Annotated in this window: 12 protein-coding genes and 3 tRNA genes; 4 read left to right on the top strand and 11 right to left on the bottom strand. The window is 43.5% G+C overall.

Translation table 11 applies throughout. The features are described from left to right. Positions 1 to 158 precede the first annotated feature (158 nt). The 7 genes from recD to BUA59_RS18680 all read right to left on the bottom strand — a co-directional run bounded on the left by recD (position 159) and on the right by BUA59_RS18680 (position 10514). Entirely contained in the window at positions 159 to 2093 is a 1935-nt protein-coding gene (recD, locus tag BUA59_RS18710) for an exodeoxyribonuclease V subunit alpha (RefSeq protein ID WP_084122540.1), read from the bottom strand. After that, entirely contained in the window at positions 2080 to 5826 is a 3747-nt protein-coding gene (recB, locus tag BUA59_RS18705) for an exodeoxyribonuclease V subunit beta (protein WP_072841196.1), read from the bottom strand. Before recB ends, recD begins: the two co-directional genes overlap by 14 nt. Beyond that, positions 5823 to 9236, bottom strand: coding sequence for an exodeoxyribonuclease V subunit gamma (recC, locus tag BUA59_RS18700; protein ID WP_072841195.1), 3414 nt, complete (start codon positions 9234 to 9236; stop codon positions 5823 to 5825). Before recC ends, recB begins: the two co-directional genes overlap by 4 nt. A 275-nt stretch (positions 9237 to 9511) precedes the next feature. Continuing rightward, entirely contained in the window at positions 9512 to 9814 is a 303-nt protein-coding gene (locus tag BUA59_RS18695) for a type II toxin-antitoxin system RelE/ParE family toxin (RefSeq protein ID WP_072841194.1), read from the bottom strand. Then, on the bottom strand, positions 9814 to 10047 hold the full coding sequence (locus BUA59_RS18690; RefSeq protein WP_072841193.1) for a type II toxin-antitoxin system ParD family antitoxin: 234 nt from the start codon (positions 10045 to 10047) through the stop codon (positions 9814 to 9816). Before BUA59_RS18690 ends, BUA59_RS18695 begins: the two co-directional genes overlap by 1 nt. Positions 10048 to 10288: 241 nt before the next feature. Continuing rightward, positions 10289 to 10364, bottom strand: a tRNA-Ala gene (locus BUA59_RS18685). Between the two features lie 74 nt (positions 10365 to 10438). Continuing rightward, a tRNA-Ala gene (locus BUA59_RS18680) sits at positions 10439 to 10514 on the bottom strand. A gap of 190 nt (positions 10515 to 10704) precedes the next feature. Between BUA59_RS18680 and BUA59_RS18675 the strand changes: the two genes are divergently transcribed. Both BUA59_RS18675 and BUA59_RS18670 read left to right on the top strand, forming a co-directional pair. Beyond that, positions 10705 to 11931, top strand: coding sequence for an EAL and HDOD domain-containing protein (locus tag BUA59_RS18675; RefSeq protein ID WP_072841192.1), 1227 nt, complete (start codon positions 10705 to 10707; stop codon positions 11929 to 11931). Between the two features lie 75 nt (positions 11932 to 12006). Beyond that, positions 12007 to 12091: transfer RNA gene (locus BUA59_RS18670), tRNA-Leu, on the top strand. Positions 12092 to 12271: 180 nt separating this feature from the next. Here the strand turns inward: BUA59_RS18670 and BUA59_RS18665 are convergent. Further along, positions 12272 to 12703, bottom strand: a complete 432-nt coding sequence (locus tag BUA59_RS18665) for an acyl-CoA thioesterase (RefSeq protein WP_072841191.1) — start codon at positions 12701 to 12703, stop codon at positions 12272 to 12274. Between the two features lie 128 nt (positions 12704 to 12831). Beyond that, positions 12832 to 13269, bottom strand: coding sequence for a DUF4156 domain-containing protein (locus BUA59_RS18660; protein ID WP_072841190.1), 438 nt, complete (start codon positions 13267 to 13269; stop codon positions 12832 to 12834). A gap of 191 nt (positions 13270 to 13460) precedes the next feature. Here BUA59_RS18660 and BUA59_RS18655 point away from each other — a divergent pair, with 191 nt between their 5' ends. Next, a complete protein-coding gene (locus BUA59_RS18655; RefSeq protein ID WP_072841189.1) occupies positions 13461 to 13658 on the top strand; it encodes a CPXCG motif-containing cysteine-rich protein in 198 nt (65 codons plus the stop codon). 126 nt (positions 13659 to 13784) lie between these two features. After that, positions 13785 to 14561, top strand: a complete 777-nt coding sequence (locus BUA59_RS18650; RefSeq protein WP_139248921.1) for a hypothetical protein — start codon at positions 13785 to 13787, stop codon at positions 14559 to 14561. Positions 14562 to 14939: 378 nt separating this feature from the next. Here the strand turns inward: BUA59_RS18650 and BUA59_RS18645 are convergent, their stop codons facing one another. Continuing rightward, entirely contained in the window at positions 14940 to 15464 is a 525-nt protein-coding gene (locus BUA59_RS18645) for a lecithin retinol acyltransferase family protein (RefSeq protein WP_072841187.1), read from the bottom strand. A 155-nt stretch (positions 15465 to 15619) separates the two neighbouring features. After that, positions 15620 to 16288 carry an HNH endonuclease family protein gene (locus BUA59_RS18640; protein ID WP_072841186.1) on the bottom strand — a complete coding sequence of 223 codons (669 nt, stop codon included), beginning with the start codon at positions 16286 to 16288 and terminating at the stop codon, positions 15620 to 15622. Between the last annotated feature and the right edge of the window lie 13 nt (positions 16289 to 16301).

Genomic DNA, 16301 nt, shown 5'->3' with positions numbered 1-16301 from the left:
TTTACATAATGTCGAAATTTTAATTTTTTACAGTGTTCAAATGCCGCTTACCCTAACATAAAAAAATCACATCAAGAATCGCGTAACAAGATTATTTAGCCTGAGCTTTTATTCGCTTTTTAAAGGTTTTAAGAATAATGGAGTCGAATACCTCAATATCAATGCCAAAGCTCGCCAATAAGTCCAGAATAACGCTGAATACGAGTAGTGGTCGCTGCCCGAATCAATCCGCTTGATCCCCACAATGTAAAAGACTGCTTCGCTCGAGTAATACCCGTGTAAAGCAGCTCTTTGGTTAACACTGGTGATGGCGTCATAGGCAATAACAAGGCAACCTGATCGAATTCAGAGCCTTGGGATTTATGTACCGTCATCGCAAAGACCACTTCAAACTCACTCAAACGACTCGGTAACAAGCCGGTAAAAGAGCCATCAGGCTGCATAAACCACACGCGAAGACGCTGAAACTCATCGGGCATACAAAGGCCAATATCACCGTTAAACAAGCCCAATGCTGCATCGTTTCTCGTTAACATCACCGCTTTTCCCGGATACCAAACATGGGGATCTTTTACTCGCCCTCGCTGATAGAAATACTGTTCCAGCTGAGCATTCACCTTCTCGACACCAAATTCACCTTGGCGAACGGCAGTCAGAATCTGATAACGTGAAAAAACTTCGTACAGCTTTGCAATATCGAGATTCTGACGCACCGCTTCCCAGTAATCGTCATAACCTTTAGCCAATGTCGCAATATCCGCTTTGGTTTGCCCTTCTTCTGGTGCTCGCCACTCAACATCAGCGTAATTAGACTGCAGACAACGCAAAACAGCCTGACTGTCGCCTGCGTTCATGGCTTTTGCCAAGTGTCCGATGCCACTATTAACGTCAAAGCGATAACTGGTGCGCAGCAAAGTAAGCGCTCGGCTAATTGGCGGAGCCGATGGATTACCAAACGGAGCAAGATTTTCCCCAGTAAGATTACCAAGGCGTTCAGCCCATTCTGGTTGGAAGTAAACCTCTTCGATGCCATAGGACAAATCTCCTAACACACTGCCGGCTTCTACCGAGGCAAGCTGGTCTTTGTCGCCTAATAAAATGAGTCGCGCATGGATTGGCATCGCATCAATCAATTTTGCCATCATCGGCAAATCCACCATGGACACTTCATCAACCAGCAACACATCCAGATGTAGAGGGTTTTCTTTATTGTGCTTAAAACGGCTACGTCCAAATTCGCTGCCTAATAAACGATGTAAGGTGCTGGCTTGTTCTGGAATGGCAAGCTTAACGTCGTCACTTAATGGCAAATCCGCTTTGGCTTTTGAAATAGACTCTGTCAAACGCGCCGCCGCTTTGCCTGTTGGTGCTGCCAACTCAATACGCAATAACTTACCTTCAGCAAGGGACTGAGCCACCAGCAACGCCAACAAGCGTGTCACAGTTGTTGTCTTTCCAGTTCCGGGGCCACCGCTGATCACAGAGAAAGGCAAACTCGCCGCATTGGCAACCGCCACTTTTTGCCAATCTACAACGTCCGCTTTGTTAGGGAAAAGTTGCGCTAATAAACCAGCATCCACAGCAAAAGGCACAACAGAAAATTGTCCTTTGAGATAATTCAGCACTTGTTGCTCATATTGGAAATAACGATACAAATACAAACGCGTGCCTGCCAATACCATCGGACGTTCAGTGACACTCTCTGCTAACGAAACCAAACGACTCGCCTGCAATGCTTCACACCAAGCTGCAACACTATTCACGCCGCTATTTCCTAACGCCGTTCGTAACTCGTCTAGGTCAATGTCTTCTGGCGGCATTTGCCAAATGGTCGCCAGATCAATACAAATATGACCTGCACCAAGATAAGCACTGCACAAGGCACCGGCGATATGAACAGCATTATTACCTTGGTCTGGATTACCTTCGTTGGCGTGTTGAGCCAGTTGCTCAATCCACTGACAATCAATCGCTCGCAATACGCCTTTGGCTTGCCAATCGGACAAACTGAATAACGTTGCTGCAGGAGAGTTTTCTTCAAGCGTTTTTTCATTAAGAGAGTCGAGCAAACCTAACTGATTAGAAAAGTCCATATTGCACCGCCTCCTCGTCCGATTTGCTATCCATTGATTTATCACTTTGTTCCTTGCCACTAAACAACTTATCTAGTGCGGTCACATGCTCAAGACTTAAACGGCTTTGGAAAATCCCTGTTTGCTGTTCTGGCTGCATGCCGCGCAGGAACAAATACACCACGCCACCAACATGTTTGTCGTAGTCATAATTTGGCAAACGCTGCTTCAACAAGCGATGCAAAGCCAAGGTATAAAGCTGATATTGCAAGTCGTATCTGTGCTCGGCGATGGCATGAACCAGCTTGTCTGGCTCGTAATCGGCAAAGTCGTCACCCAAGTAATTCGACTTATAATCCAGCACGTAATAACGACCTTGGTATTCGAATAATAAATCGATAAAACCTTTTAACATGCCTTTTAACGGCCTATCCTGAATCATCGGCGCGACTCGCGATACCTCATCGTGTTCACGAGAAATCCGATCCAGCTGCAAGGCGTTCATGCCAGTCACCGGAATAAAAAACTCCATTTCTTTGCGACAAGCAGACGGCGCTAAACTCCCCAGACTCATTCCCGCCATCAATTCAGTGTTGACGATATCAGGCAACCATTCGCTCAATACGTCTTGCCATTCATCGAAACCCTGACGTTGGTAAAAATCAGCCATCAGCTTATGGTGACTGGTTTTCAATAAGTCTTTAAAGCTCGGATTAGCAGACACATCATGCAGCGCTTTGCCTTCCAGCGTGTCATGCAAGAAAGTCCCCGGCTTTGCGCCTTTGGGAAAGGTGAAACGATTCTTTTCCGGTTCCTTTTGTTGTAGCTCCAATGGCGACTCAGGCACTTCCATATTGTCCAGCAAAGGATCGACGAAACGCGTCATTTCATCCAAACCGGGTACACTTTCATCGTGATGCTCTTTATCTTCCACCACCAGCGAGGAATAACTACCGACCCACCAATCTCGTTCCACACGTCCGGTAAAGTCTCGTGCATGAGGTTCGATCAATTCGTCCTGCACCTTATTAAAAGCCGCCATTTTGAATCGTGGTAAACGCTGTGGTTCTTCAGGCAAATCCAATAACTGCATTTGACCATCTTGATAACGCTCACAAAGACGTTCAATACTTGGATACAAATCGCCAGCTTCAAGCAACTCGCCTTCGCCAATCAAAGCACCAACACCACTAAGATGAACATCCGATACGGCGCCACGCGTCTTATTAGACTTTTTGCCCACTTCCATTGAACCAATAAAACAGGCCTCTTTGGAACGGGTTAACGCCACATAAGCCAACCGAATTTCCGCCGCGTACAGCTCTTCTTTGTGCTGCTCGGTTTGTGCTTCATCAGGATCAATGGCAATCCACAATTGCTGCTGTGCATCGTGATACAAAGCCGAACTGTCCTGGTCACGATATGGCGTAAACGCGAAAGGCAAATAAACTATTGGATATTCCAAGCCCTTACTTTTGTGAATGGTGACAATTCGAACCAATTCCGCGTCGGTTTCAAGGCGAATTTTTTGCTCGTCGCTGTTACCGTTCGGGTTTTGAATCGCCAATCTGAGATAACGTAAAACGCCTTCTTTGGAATCCAACTCAAGAGACTTCTGCTGGAGCTTTTCGGTCAAATGCAGAAAGTCAGTTAAGCGACGTTCGCCACCAGTATGACTGAGCATATTCGCCGCCAAGGCAACGTCCTGCATAAACTCGCGCAACATAGGCAACAAGCCTTGCTTGTCCCAGAGCTCTAAATAATCTCGGAACGCTTGCCCCCATTTTTCATACACCACGTCGTCGTGATTTAACGTATCTAAGTCTTCCAATGACCAATCAACCAAGCTGGTTGCCAACGCCGAACGCAGTTTGCTTTCTTGTCCATTGGATAAGATCGCCGTCAGCACGATCAATAATTCTCGCGCTTCGACGGTTTCGAACACGGAACCTTTATCGCTCAAATACACACTGGCGATGCCTCGCTGACGTAATGCGTCTTTCAAGGCATTGGCTTGGCTAAAGTTAGTCACCAACAAAGCAACATCTTTTGGTCGCACGCCTTTGCCATCAATTAGAGCTTCGCCTTGCTGCCCTTCCAACAACAACTCATGAAGGTGCGCTGCGCAGGATTCCGCCATGGTTTGACGATAATCTTTGGCAGAAACTGGCTCGTCACTGCGTTGATACAAAAATTGCAGAGCGGCTTGTGTTTGACCTTGTCGAGAAAAACCACTGGCAACGCCACGGTCTTGTACTTCAACAAAGGGAATCCCGGTGACGCGAAAGGGTTCCGCTTGTGTGGTAAAAAGCCCATTGACCGACTGAATCATTGCCGCGGAAGACCGGTAATTTGTTGCTAAAGAATACACACTGTCGACTCGTTTTTTGGCCGCCAAATAGGTGTAAATGTCCGCGCCACGAAAGGCATAAATTGCCTGTTTAGGATCACCAATCATGATCAAACCAAGCGTATTTTGATCAACAGTCGCTGGCGCATAAATGGTAGAGAAAATCCGATATTGCACCGCATCCGTGTCTTGGAATTCGTCGATCAAAGCAATCGGATAAAGGTGACGAATGCGTTCGGCTAATTTGCCTGCTTCGTCTTTCGTTAACGCCACATCGAGAGAGGTTAGCAAATCGGTAAAGGTCAGCGATTGCGTACTGCGTTTCCAGCGTTTCATGCGTTCTTGTGTTTGCTGCCAAAGCTGAGTTAGCAATACGGCTTTTAATCGACCTGCATCAGGAAAGCTTTCACGCAGCGCTTGCACCAAGCCAAAGAATTCGTGAGCCGGCAGGTCGCCACCTTTGCTCAATCGGCTAGAGTGTTCATTGCTATCAAATTTCTCAAGACTTTTGTCTAACTCAAAACGCGTCGAGTTCGCCCATTGCGTTATGGCTTGAATGTCTTTCGACGGATCTTTGCGCCAAAAAGTGCGTTTAATGCCGCTGCGCTCAAGGGCATCAATGATGTCTTGCGATTGATCTAGCCACATGGAGCGAACCGCAGCCATGGTTTGTTGAGCCTGACTTAACGCGCTTTCCCAATCGTAATCTGGCACGGCGATTTTGGCGTCGGGCTGATTGTTCAGTAAATATAAGTCTTTCAGCAAAGCATCAGGGTTCGACCAAATAGGCTGAATTAAGGCCGCCTTGGTGTCGTCCATCGGATAAAACACACTGCGCCAGACGTCTTTCACCGCCATAGACAATGGCGCGAGCTCGTCGGTCTCAATGGTTTGTTGAAACAGCATGCGGCTTTCAAAGGCGTTCTGGCTCAACATGCGCTGACAAAAACCATGAATGGTAAATACCGCGGCTTCGTCCATTTGCTTTTCGGCATACAGCAGTTTTTCAATGGCACCAGCGCGTTGTTCGTCTGACATTTGCGCTAGCCAATCAGCCAGAAACACATCGCTACTTTTACCTTGTAACAAGGCTTTTCGCGCGGCACGTATGCGTCCACGAATCCGCGCTTTTAGCTCGGCAGTAGCGGCTTCGGTAAAGGTCACCACCAAGATTTGATCCACTGTCAGCGGTTTATCTAAATCTCCGTTATTTCCAGATAAAGACTGCCCAGTCGGCACCAGCAAACGCAGATACAAGTTGGCAATGGTGTAGGTTTTCCCTGTGCCCGCACTGGCTTCGATTAGGCGTTTGCCAAATAATGGAAAGGTTAAGGCGTTTAGCGGCTCAGGAATCATGTTCAAGGCTTCTGCATTAACAGAAACTAGGTCGGTAGAAAGACTCATTCCATCACCTCCAAATGACGATGCATGGGCAACCAGATTTGCTCACACAAGGCGACAAACTGCGCTTTTTGGCGATTTAAATCGGGGAAATAACGCTGCCAATAAGCATCGTCCACCTCACTGCGAGTAAAGGCGCTGCTGTTGTCTTGATAGAGTTTCAAAGCCTGCTCCCAAGCGATATCCGCGTCTTCTTGCGTTTTGCTCGAACAATAACTTTTGCACCATGCATCGGCGCTTTTGGCTGGCAAAGCAATCGGCTGACATAAGCCTTGCTGCAATAAAGCCAGCATGTTGTTTAAATGTTCTTGGGCATCGTTCGGTGGAATGATAATAAAACTGTGCTGTAGCAACTTGCCGGTTTTAGACAGATTAATAAGATGATGCTGTTTTGGCGTTCCTTGGGCGCATAAGGCCAAATGCTCGATCCACGCCTGCATTTTTTGATGAGCGGATAAATCACCGATGCGATAAGACAAACGCGTGGTCGCCGTCGGTAAATCCAACCACGCTTGCAGTACAATACTGCCAAGCGCCAAATTGACTTCAATCGGTTCACACTCTTCCAACGCATAACCTTGCAATACAGACAACAACTGACGGCATTGGCCACGGCTCTGCTGCAAAGACAAACGCCCTAACGCGCCATAAGGCAACGCGCCCATTAGAGACAAACGCTCGACGAATTGATCTTCATCGCCTTTTAGCATGGCTTGCAGCAAACCTTCGCGTAATTGATAACCCGCCAAGCCATCCAGAGCGAACGGCTCGTCTTCTTTTTCTTCCTCTTCTTGCAGACTCAAATAGGCTTTTAATCGGCGCTGAGTAAAGTAACGCGTCGGATGCCCAATAAAGCGCGACAGCTCATCAAGGGCAAGATCTAACCTTGGTTGCTCTAAGCCATCGAGTGGTGAGAACTCATGGTATTCGTCGTCCACAGGAACACTTAGCAAGGCTGGCAGCCATTGCTCGTCATAACTGTATAAGCGTTTATCAAACTGAGTAGTAGATTCTTGCAACGTGCCCTGTTCTTGAAAACCGCTTTGAGGTTGAAAGTAATAAGCCGCGTTGAAAGGCTGCAACGGATGCTCGACAATCAGTCGTTCTAGTAAAGCTTTCTGCGCTTCGTCTGGCGCTAATGCTTGATCGCCTTCAAACACACAACTCTGGCCGATGTATTCCAACAACTCGCTTACTAAGATCGACGGATTCTTTTCGCTGTTGTCTTGAATGCTGCGACCGACATAACTGATATAGAAACAATCTCGGGCTGACATTAAGGCTTCAAGGAACAAGTATTTATCGTCTTCACGTCGGCTTCGGTCGCCGCTGCGATATTGTCCGACCATCAGGTCAAAACCCATCGGTGCAACGCTACGTGGATAATCGCCCTCGTTTAAACCCAACACACAAATAACTTTAAAAGGCACCGAGCGCATTGGCATCAAGGTACAAAAGTTCACTCGTCCCGCTAGGAATCGTTGACCGCCTTGGGATTCTTGCAATAACGGCGACAGCAACTGACGTAACACTTGCTGATCCAATGGTGCATCAAAATGCGCTTGCTGCCATTGCAGCGTTAACGCGTCTAGCTGCTTACTCAACAAGGCAGGAAACGCATCGTCTTCGTCGACCAAAAAAAATCGTTCCGCCAAGTAATACAAGGTTGAAATCCATTCTTTCGGGGCGAGAGATTCCATCAATTTCGCTTGAGTATCATTAATGGCGACCAAAAACTCAGCGAGTTTACCGGCCACAGACGCTTCTAAACCTTCCACATCGCCGTAACTTAACGTGCCTTCCCAAATATGGTCATGTCCCATGGCGTAACCCAATAACATGCGGCGCACGCCATTCAGCCAAGTATGAGACTCTTGCATCGGTAAATCGTGCTGTTGAGCGGTTTTGCCATCCAACCCCCAGCGAATACCCACTTCTGTTGACCACTGGCGAATACGTTCTAATTCATCGGCGGTTAACTCAAAACGCGCCAACACGGCGGGAACTTCTAATACGCTGATCAATTCTGACAAGGTAAAACGGCTTTCACCCAAACCAAGCAAATACAAATAGGCATCAACAATTGGGTTTTCCATGCCACCAGATTGGTCAATCAAAGCAAATGGAATGTGTTTTCTGCCCTGTGCGCCACCTTTAATATTACCGAAGACGGCTTTAACAAACGGGCTGTAGGTGTTTACGTCGGGCAACATGACGATAACGTCTTTTGGCGTCAAGCTCGGATCGCTCTCGAACATTTGCAAAAGTTGGTCGTGTAACACTTCCACTTCCCGCAATGGACTATGACAGAGGTGTACACGAATACTTTGATCATCAACAGCAATGGGATGTCGATAATCGGCATTGGCGATGCTGGCGTCTCTTTCTTGTTTAGAGCCGTGATTTTCTAAAGTCAGTACATCTTGCTGAATCCATTGCAACAAGCCACTTGAATGCTCACTCAGATAGTCTTCAAAGACTTCTAACTCGTTGTCAGCCATCTCTTGCAGCTGAGCAATATAATCTCGACCTAAGCGCCCCCAGCTTGCCAACAGAGGATTAGCATCAAGATGCAAGGTATCGGTACTCAATCCAGGCTTTAGGGTTTGGCGTTTTATCTCACGACCTAAGTAATGTTTATCAACCACATCACCCCAATAAAAACGACAAGGATTCTGTAAAAACAAGTGCACATCAATCCAGCCAGAAGCGGCCAATACACGAAGAGATTCGAGAGTATTTGGCGGCAAGGAAGACACACCAAAAATAAAAATTCGTTCAGGAACGCCAACCGGTCTCGCAGAGGATTGAGTCTTGTCATGCAAGGCTTCAATAAGATTGCCGCGATGATAAAGCGACGTGCCCTGCTGGCTGACATCAGCGACCAAATCTCGCCACAAAATGGCTTGCCAAGGTTGCTGCTCAAAGATGGCTTTCAGCTTGGGGTCTTGTGCTTCACCACCTTCCCAAGATTTGATCCAATCAGGTCGGTAAACCAGATATTGGTCATAAATATCGGCAATACTGCTACACAATTGGAAGCGGCGGATTTGGGTATCGTCTTCTTCAAGATACCAACTTAATGCCTGAAACTCTGGTTCACCAAGACGAGAGTCCAACAACCGCATTAAGCGCCATACTAAGAAAGGCTTGTTAAATTCACTTTGCGCCGGAATATCGTCTAGGCTTTGCGCAAAAGTTTGCCAAACAAAGGTAGAAGGCAAAGGAAACACCAAACCCGCAGCAATAGAATGAGACTCGGCCAGAAACATCTTCAGCCATTGCGCCATACCGGGGTTCTGCACCAAGATAGATTCATCATCAAACGGATTTTCTGGCGGTGAAATAGCCAAAATCTTCGCAAGCAACACGGCCAAATCCTCTAGACGGTTACTTGTGTAAAGTTGAAACATGCACGAATCCTAGGCTTCAGAAAAAGAATCAATAAAGTTAAAAGACAAAGTGAAATAAACTCTCAACCAATAGTTTAAGCTGTCTTGTAATCAGCTTTTTAAGCTGGGAATAAGCCTAACCTTGGAAGCCGTAAAAAAGAAGAACTGAATGGTTTAAAAAGTACAGAGACGACAAATTAGGTGTTAGAAGTGACCAAAAAGAAGAATACTAATTTCTCCAAGCTTTAACACATTAAGATAAAGAGACTAAAGGATACTTTACTGAAAATTTCTATTCAAAAATGCCTAGGCAAATCACGGCTACCATGCAGAACGCGAACAACTCTTAAGCGATCATTGAGAATACGATAAAACACCACATGGGATTGGCTGACAAAGCTATAAAGCGCTTCACGGATTTCTGTGCGTTCACGCCCGATATTGGGATTGTTACAGAGCTGGATAAAGCAGCGCTCTAGATCTTTTAAATACTGAACCGCCTGATCGAGGCCAAACTCAATTTCTGTATAATCAAAAATGTCACTCAAGTCTTGTTCCGCTTCTGGAGACAGCTCATAGTTTGAAATAGAAGAGGCCATTAAGAGCGTCTTTCTTCCAGCTTGGAATTAATAATATCCTGCACTTTATTCGGGCTAGCTTCACCGTCCCAACCTTTGGCTATTTCTGCGCGTAGTTCTTCTATGATGCGATGACGGTAGATTTGATGCAGGCGCAATGCATCGCGCACCACTTCGCTGGCATTTTGAAAATCACCACCTTTTACTTGGGCAACAATGTAAGCTTCTTGTTTGTCGGTAAAACTGATATTCATACTATTAAACCTCATAACCTTCTCACTTCAAGCTACCACCCTATGTCTATATTTGTCAAATATAGACATTACCGCTAATATTTTGTCGCTGTTTAGTATTAGTAGCCCCAAAAATATAGATTTAATTATGAGCTGTATATCAGTAGAGATCTCGTGAAGGGCGATTTTTTAATTGTGATCAATGGCTAATGCCTAGCAAGATGCATTTATAACTTAAAAATAAAGCAGAAATGAAGGGAGTTGGTGGAGCTAAGCGGGATCGAACCGCTGACCTCTTGCATGCCATGCAAGCGCTCTCCCAGCTGAGCTATAGCCCCACAAAACGCTTAGCGTAAGTGGACAGAATATCCTAGGAATGTTGTTTTCCAATTACTAATGAGTTAACGGTAATTGGTGGAGCTATGCGGGATCGAACCGCAGACCTCCTGCGTGCAAAGCAGGCGCTCTCCCAGCTGAGCTATAGCCCCAAAAACAGGCGTGAATTTTATGGGCGCTTCTACATGCTGTCAACCTTTTTGCAAAGCACTAGCAGAATATTTAAGTAGTAAAAACAACAAAACCTAACACGTAGAACATTGTTATGATCACCATACTTATGTTCTGATAGGCCTTTATTTTATCAATATTAAAAAAGCCTTATTAAATAAGAGAAGCTCAATGATCGAATTTCCAACGGTATTAGATGATCTAATGATGGCTCAGCAACCAATACTCAAAAAGACAAAAGAGATTTTTGGTTATGAACTTTTATTCCGTGGAAAAGATTCCTTGAACGCTAACATTGCAGATGGTGAAACTGCCACCAGCCAAGTATTAGTTAATTTATGCATTGGCATTACCAAGCTAGAATCCCAATTAAGAAAACCTTTTTTTATTAATATGACAACCGACCTTATGTTGTCAGATGCTTTTTTTCCCATTGATCCAGACACTGTCTATATCGAAATTCTCGAAAAGCAAAAGCTGACGCCGGAGTTTTTTGCTGCATTAAAAAAATGGCGTTCCGCTGGTTACCGATTTGCCCTAGACGATTATCAATTTGATATCGATTACCAAGCCCTTTTACCTTGGGTATCTATCGTGAAAATAGATGTTCTGGCGACACCACCAGAACAACATCTAGCACAAATAGCAGAACTTAAGTCTAGAGGCTTGATCTTACTCGCAGAAAAAGTCGAAGACTTAGCCATGTTTGAGCTATGCAAAAAACTCGGCTTCGATTTATTTCAAGGCTATTTTTTGCAGCGCCCCGAACTCATCAAGGGCAAAAGAATCGACTCAGCAATACATGGCGCCATTGAACTAGTTAATGCTTTGCAGAATAAAGACATTAGTATTGAAGCAATCGCGGACTTAGTGACCAAAAACCCTAAACTTTCTTATCAATTACTACGAATACTAAATAGTCCAATATGCGGAGTTTATAAAACCGTTGTATCTATCAAAGAAGCAGTCATCTTTTTGGGATTGGTACAATTAAAGAAATGGGCGTTACTCATCACCCTCACTTCATCAACAAACCAACCTAAAGCACTACTTAAAGTGCTATTGACTCGTGCACGCTGTTGTCAACTACTTGCCGAGAGCAAAAAATCGCCTCTCGCAGACTCTGCATTTATGGTTGGACTGATGTCTGGCATAGATGCAGTTTTCAATGTCGAAAAGACAGTCGCATTAGAACAAATTGCTCTAGATAAAAATGCCTTAGACGCCATTATGAACCAGACAGGGGAACTTGGATCTTACCTAACGCAAACATTAAGCTGTGAAGAGCAGGACTGGGATAATATTCATTCCTTGAGTCCTGCGGAAAGAACGATTCTAAATAGAGCATTTTTAGACGCTATGTTGTGGTCTGAAGAGGTCATGCAGTCGATTAATTAAATTAAATGTATTTTTTTTCGTTAAACGATTGACACCTATACAAAAAAATATAGAATGCGTTTCACCTTTTTCAAGGCCAGTGTGGTGGAATTGGTAGACACGACGGATTCAAAATCCGTTGCCTTCGGGTGTGGCGGTTCGAGTCCGCCTACTGGTACCAACAATAAAAAAGCGCTTACTTCGGTAAGCGCTTTTTTTTGCTCTCAACTTTTAGCCAACGGATTACATTTAGTCAATCAAGTACCTTCAATCAATTAAGGTAACTCATTCCGAACTAAACCAATGCTCACTAAAAATCTATTTTTAATAAGCACAGGCAAGTCGAGCAATGGGACGACGATCAATGATCGTCAAAACCATGCAATACATAATCTGGTAAATCTTCTTCTTTAGGTATTGGCGTCGACGATCCTGATTCATCAATCGCAACAAACTTAAACATACCTTCTGTTACTTTTTCGCGCTGACCAATACGGCCACGACGAACCCAGGCTTCCACTAGAATATTCATTGAAGTACGGCCAACCGACTCAACCCTAGTATAAACACCTAAAATATCACCGACTTTTACTGGTCGAATAAAACTCATGCCATCCAAAGCAACCGTCACCACACGAGATTGAGCACGCTGACCCGCACATATACCAGCCGCGATGTCCATTTGCGATACAACCCAACCACCAAAAATATCGCCTGCTGGATTAGTATCTCCCGGCATAGCAACCGTCCTAGTCGTAAGACGACCTTTTGCCTTTTCTTCAAACTCTGACATAACTTTCTCTCAATCAATTTGCTCTGTTCACTAAGAGCAAGTGTATCTGTTTATATAGACTGAGAGTAACAACAAAATACTATCTCAAGCATTTAAAAAAATTATAACAACACTTTTAAACAAGAGACTTATTTCACCGAGTCAGTCTCATAAAAAATAGCCGTTCCTTTCGCTTCTGTTGTCGGGAACGAGAAGCTCGAACCAATAGACGTTCCTATCCCGCCACCGCTACCAGCACTAATACCAACGCCGGTTCCTAAACGTCTAAAAGACAGCTGCGTGACTTCATCTAAAATCACCCCATTCGCGCCTATTTTAGCCGCCTGTTCTTTTAACTCTTGAGTGGCCTTCTCTTTTCTAGAATCTTCCGTAAAACCGTTATCACTAGAAGCCCTCACAGTGCCAATAACTTTATAATCAAACGCTGGCGCTTCTTCAAATACAGTCACTTGTTCCACCTCAAGCTCTGGCAACTGCTGCCCAGTCACAACATGAGACCCAGAAGAACAACCAAACAACAACACGGGTAACGTTAAAACTGATAAGTATTTAATAGCATTCATCATTACACCTCACTTTGAAGCTTAAATCATAACAGTGTTGCACAAAGAGCGTGAAAGCAGATCGATAAAAGTGTGGATTTTCAGGCAAAAGGTATACAAATAAGAGGATCAACCCGCAAGCTAGCAGACTAATTATCACCTATGATTAAATTATAGGTAATTTTGAAACGCTTAAAGTGAGATGAGAGGTGTAAATGAGCGAACTACTAGAAACAGACATTTCATGCCCTTACTGCGGCGAAAGCATCGAAGTCGTAATCGAAGTGCTAGATGAAAGCCAAGAATACATAGAAGATTGTCAAGTCTGCTGCCGCCCGATCACCTTCAACATCGACACCGCCTTTGATGGCTCAACCTCCGTTTCCGTTCACTCGGAAAATGAGACGTATTGAGAAGAAGTAAAAAAAACCATGGGACAAAGAGCATAAGAAATAGCACTTACAAGAATTAGGAAATAGTAAACCCTGAACGAATCGTCTACCCTAATGGCTACATTTACCTTTAAGTAATAATAATTTATGAAGCCATCACTACTTGACCTTTTAGATCATCCGGCCAAAGAAAAGTACATGAAACACATTCATCAACTAGAAACCGTTAAAGTGATGTTTCATGCAGTTAAAAATGCTCAAGATATAGATCGATCTACTAGCCTACACCCTGATAACGATTCATATATAAATCTATCGACATTCATTCAAATTTATTTCATTAACTCTGTAGCTCTTTTAGATGAGCTAAAATTAACCTCAACGCCTCATTTTCAGCAAACAAATACAAAAGGATTATCATATATTGGTAGAGCAATCAGAAATATAGTCGCTCATGAAGGGCTCCTACTACCAACTCATACCCAAGGTGGCGATAGAGAGAAAGGTAAATTTAAGTTCTTTGGTATTCCTAGAAAAAAAGTCCTAAAAGCCATTCTCCAGCTATCCTTAAAAGATCAAAAAATACTCTACAGCAGATCTATTAATCACATTGATAACATTGAGTCCGCCGAGCACTTTCGCGAGCAAGTAACAACCGAAACAAAAAATATAGGTCTTTTCTTAGATGAGGCACTAGACATAATCAGTAATGAATTTAATAACGATATAATCAGAATTGTAAACGTTATGACTAAACACTTCACAAATATTGTTCCGCATATACTTGATGCACTCATACAAAAGGAAAAAGAGAAAGACCTTTCTGAATACTCAAAGATCAGAAGCAGACATAGCTTTAGCACCATATCTACAAAAGTAGCCGAATACAAAAATCTTATTGAAGAGATCAAAATGCTTAATTAAGAAATCGAGCCCATGTGCATTTCTTTGTTTCTTGTAAAATTCAACAAATGAATTCAGAACAAATTGGGTCAGAGTAAAATTAGCTTTCAACTAACTTCAATCTCTTTGTACAGACCTAGTTTCTTATAGACACAAAGAAAAGACACTAAATTCAATTGTAGGTGACGCTAGAAAAATATCGAAGGAAAGGTATTAGGAATGTTTGAACGAGATAAGAACTTTTAGAAGAGTCTTTGGCGCTTTGATAAATTTTAGGCATAAAAAAAGGCACCATAAATGGTGCCCGGGACCGGAATCGTTAAATCTATATAAATCAATATCTTGTAGGTTTTTCGGTGCTAAATAGGTGCAGTTTGAATAAGGGATTTTCTGCTAACACTAATAGTCATCTATCACCATATTTATATTAATCTTCCTACTTTTTTCCATTCCAACTTGCTTACTATATATATTACTAATAAATCTGGGCGTAGATATAGCAAATGTAGCTGCTGAATATTTTGATGATTTACTGCCGAACGCTTGGGTTGAGATAGCTTCCCCGGTCCGGCACCATAAAGCAAAATGCTCGCAATTATTATCTAAAAGCTCATAATCAGCCATTCCTAAACGCGAAGAAGCTCTTCTACAAGATTGCTTTAATGTAATGTCTCTTGTAAATTCCTCTCCAAAAGCCATTACATCTATATTCCCCAAAGAATCTTCATTAAAATCCTTTAATGAAGTCTTTTGTATTTTTCCATTCGTAAAGTGAATCACTTTTTTCTTACCTACATAAACTCCATAATGATCATAACCACCTCTAACATCTCTCAAAACGCATCCAGGTTTCAAATAATCATAGGTTTCTGATGCTTTACTAGCTTCATCTGGTGTCTTTACAAATATATCAAACAGCCCCAATTCAAACCTCCTAAACTAAAATTTAAATAATATGTATTTAGACATTTTTAAAATCAACAAAAAAACTTCTAAATAACATTAGTAAACGTCGGCATAGGCAGCTGGACTGGAGCTAATGATCTTGCCGTTCCTTAATTTACGACTCATATCTAACCCTATTTCAACCCATATAATTTAAGAATTCTATTAAACCTAGATTTATATTGAATCTCATTTTTAGGTGGTAGCCATTCATCAAGACCTTTTGCTCCTTTTTGGCGGTTTAAAGAAGCCTCTACCGCCACTAGGTTAATAGGATCATTCGCAAACCTCTCTCGTTTTTCTTTGCCCCACTTATCAGCACCATGATCCCATGCCCATTTAAGTGGAACAATGTGGTCAATATCTAGCTTTGAAGCATCAAAAATCACTTCTCCTGAGTACATCGAAATCCAACGACCAAACGTTACTCTGCATTCTCGATCATCTGAGAAACGAACAGGAGCTGTAGATAGAGAGATCAATATTTCTTGTCGAGTGTTTTGGCAATCCTTGTCTTCATCGGCCCAGCCTCTCCCAAATTCGTCGCGGCTGTATTTGGCCGATGTTTCCAATGCAACTTTAGGCTTTGACTGAGGTGTGTAGCTTTGGCCTTTAGGCAATCGACCACCACTAGCAAGACACTGATCTAATGTATCGTAGGGAGTAAAGTTCTTGGTTCGACTGTAATATTGAGTGCCTGGCGCATGACAAATAGCTGATTTTGATTTTTTAACTAGCTCCTGTGCCCACGATGCACTAATGGATAAACAGAGACATAACGTTAACAATATGACTTTCACCACCCAACCTCTCCTT

The organism is Marinomonas polaris DSM 16579 (assembly GCF_900129155.1).
Lineage (GTDB): Bacteria > Pseudomonadota > Gammaproteobacteria > Pseudomonadales > Marinomonadaceae > Marinomonas > Marinomonas polaris.
This window is presented reverse-complemented; position numbering and strand designations above follow the sequence as displayed.

What these genes read in the sequence shown, in the direction of transcription:
- recD (WP_084122540.1), bottom strand. Translation starts at nt 2,093, where the DNA reads ATGGACTTTTCTAATCAGTTAGGTTTGCTCGACTCTCTTAATGAAAAA.
- recB (WP_072841196.1), bottom strand. Translation starts at nt 5,826, where the DNA reads ATGAGTCTTTCTACCGACCTAGTTTCTGTTAATGCAGAAGCCTTGAAC.
- recC (WP_072841195.1), bottom strand. Translation starts at nt 9,236, where the DNA reads ATGTTTCAACTTTACACAAGTAACCGTCTAGAGGATTTGGCCGTGTTG.
- BUA59_RS18695 (WP_072841194.1), bottom strand. Translation starts at nt 9,814, where the DNA reads ATGGCCTCTTCTATTTCAAACTATGAGCTGTCTCCAGAAGCGGAACAA.
- BUA59_RS18690 (WP_072841193.1), bottom strand. Translation starts at nt 10,047, where the DNA reads ATGAATATCAGTTTTACCGACAAACAAGAAGCTTACATTGTTGCCCAA.
- BUA59_RS18675 (WP_072841192.1), top strand. Translation starts at nt 10,705, where the DNA reads ATGATCGAATTTCCAACGGTATTAGATGATCTAATGATGGCTCAGCAA.
- BUA59_RS18665 (WP_072841191.1), bottom strand. Translation starts at nt 12,703, where the DNA reads ATGTCAGAGTTTGAAGAAAAGGCAAAAGGTCGTCTTACGACTAGGACG.
- BUA59_RS18660 (WP_072841190.1), bottom strand. Translation starts at nt 13,269, where the DNA reads ATGATGAATGCTATTAAATACTTATCAGTTTTAACGTTACCCGTGTTG.
- BUA59_RS18655 (WP_072841189.1), top strand. Translation starts at nt 13,461, where the DNA reads ATGAGCGAACTACTAGAAACAGACATTTCATGCCCTTACTGCGGCGAA.
- BUA59_RS18650 (WP_139248921.1), top strand. Translation starts at nt 13,785, where the DNA reads ATGAAGCCATCACTACTTGACCTTTTAGATCATCCGGCCAAAGAAAAG.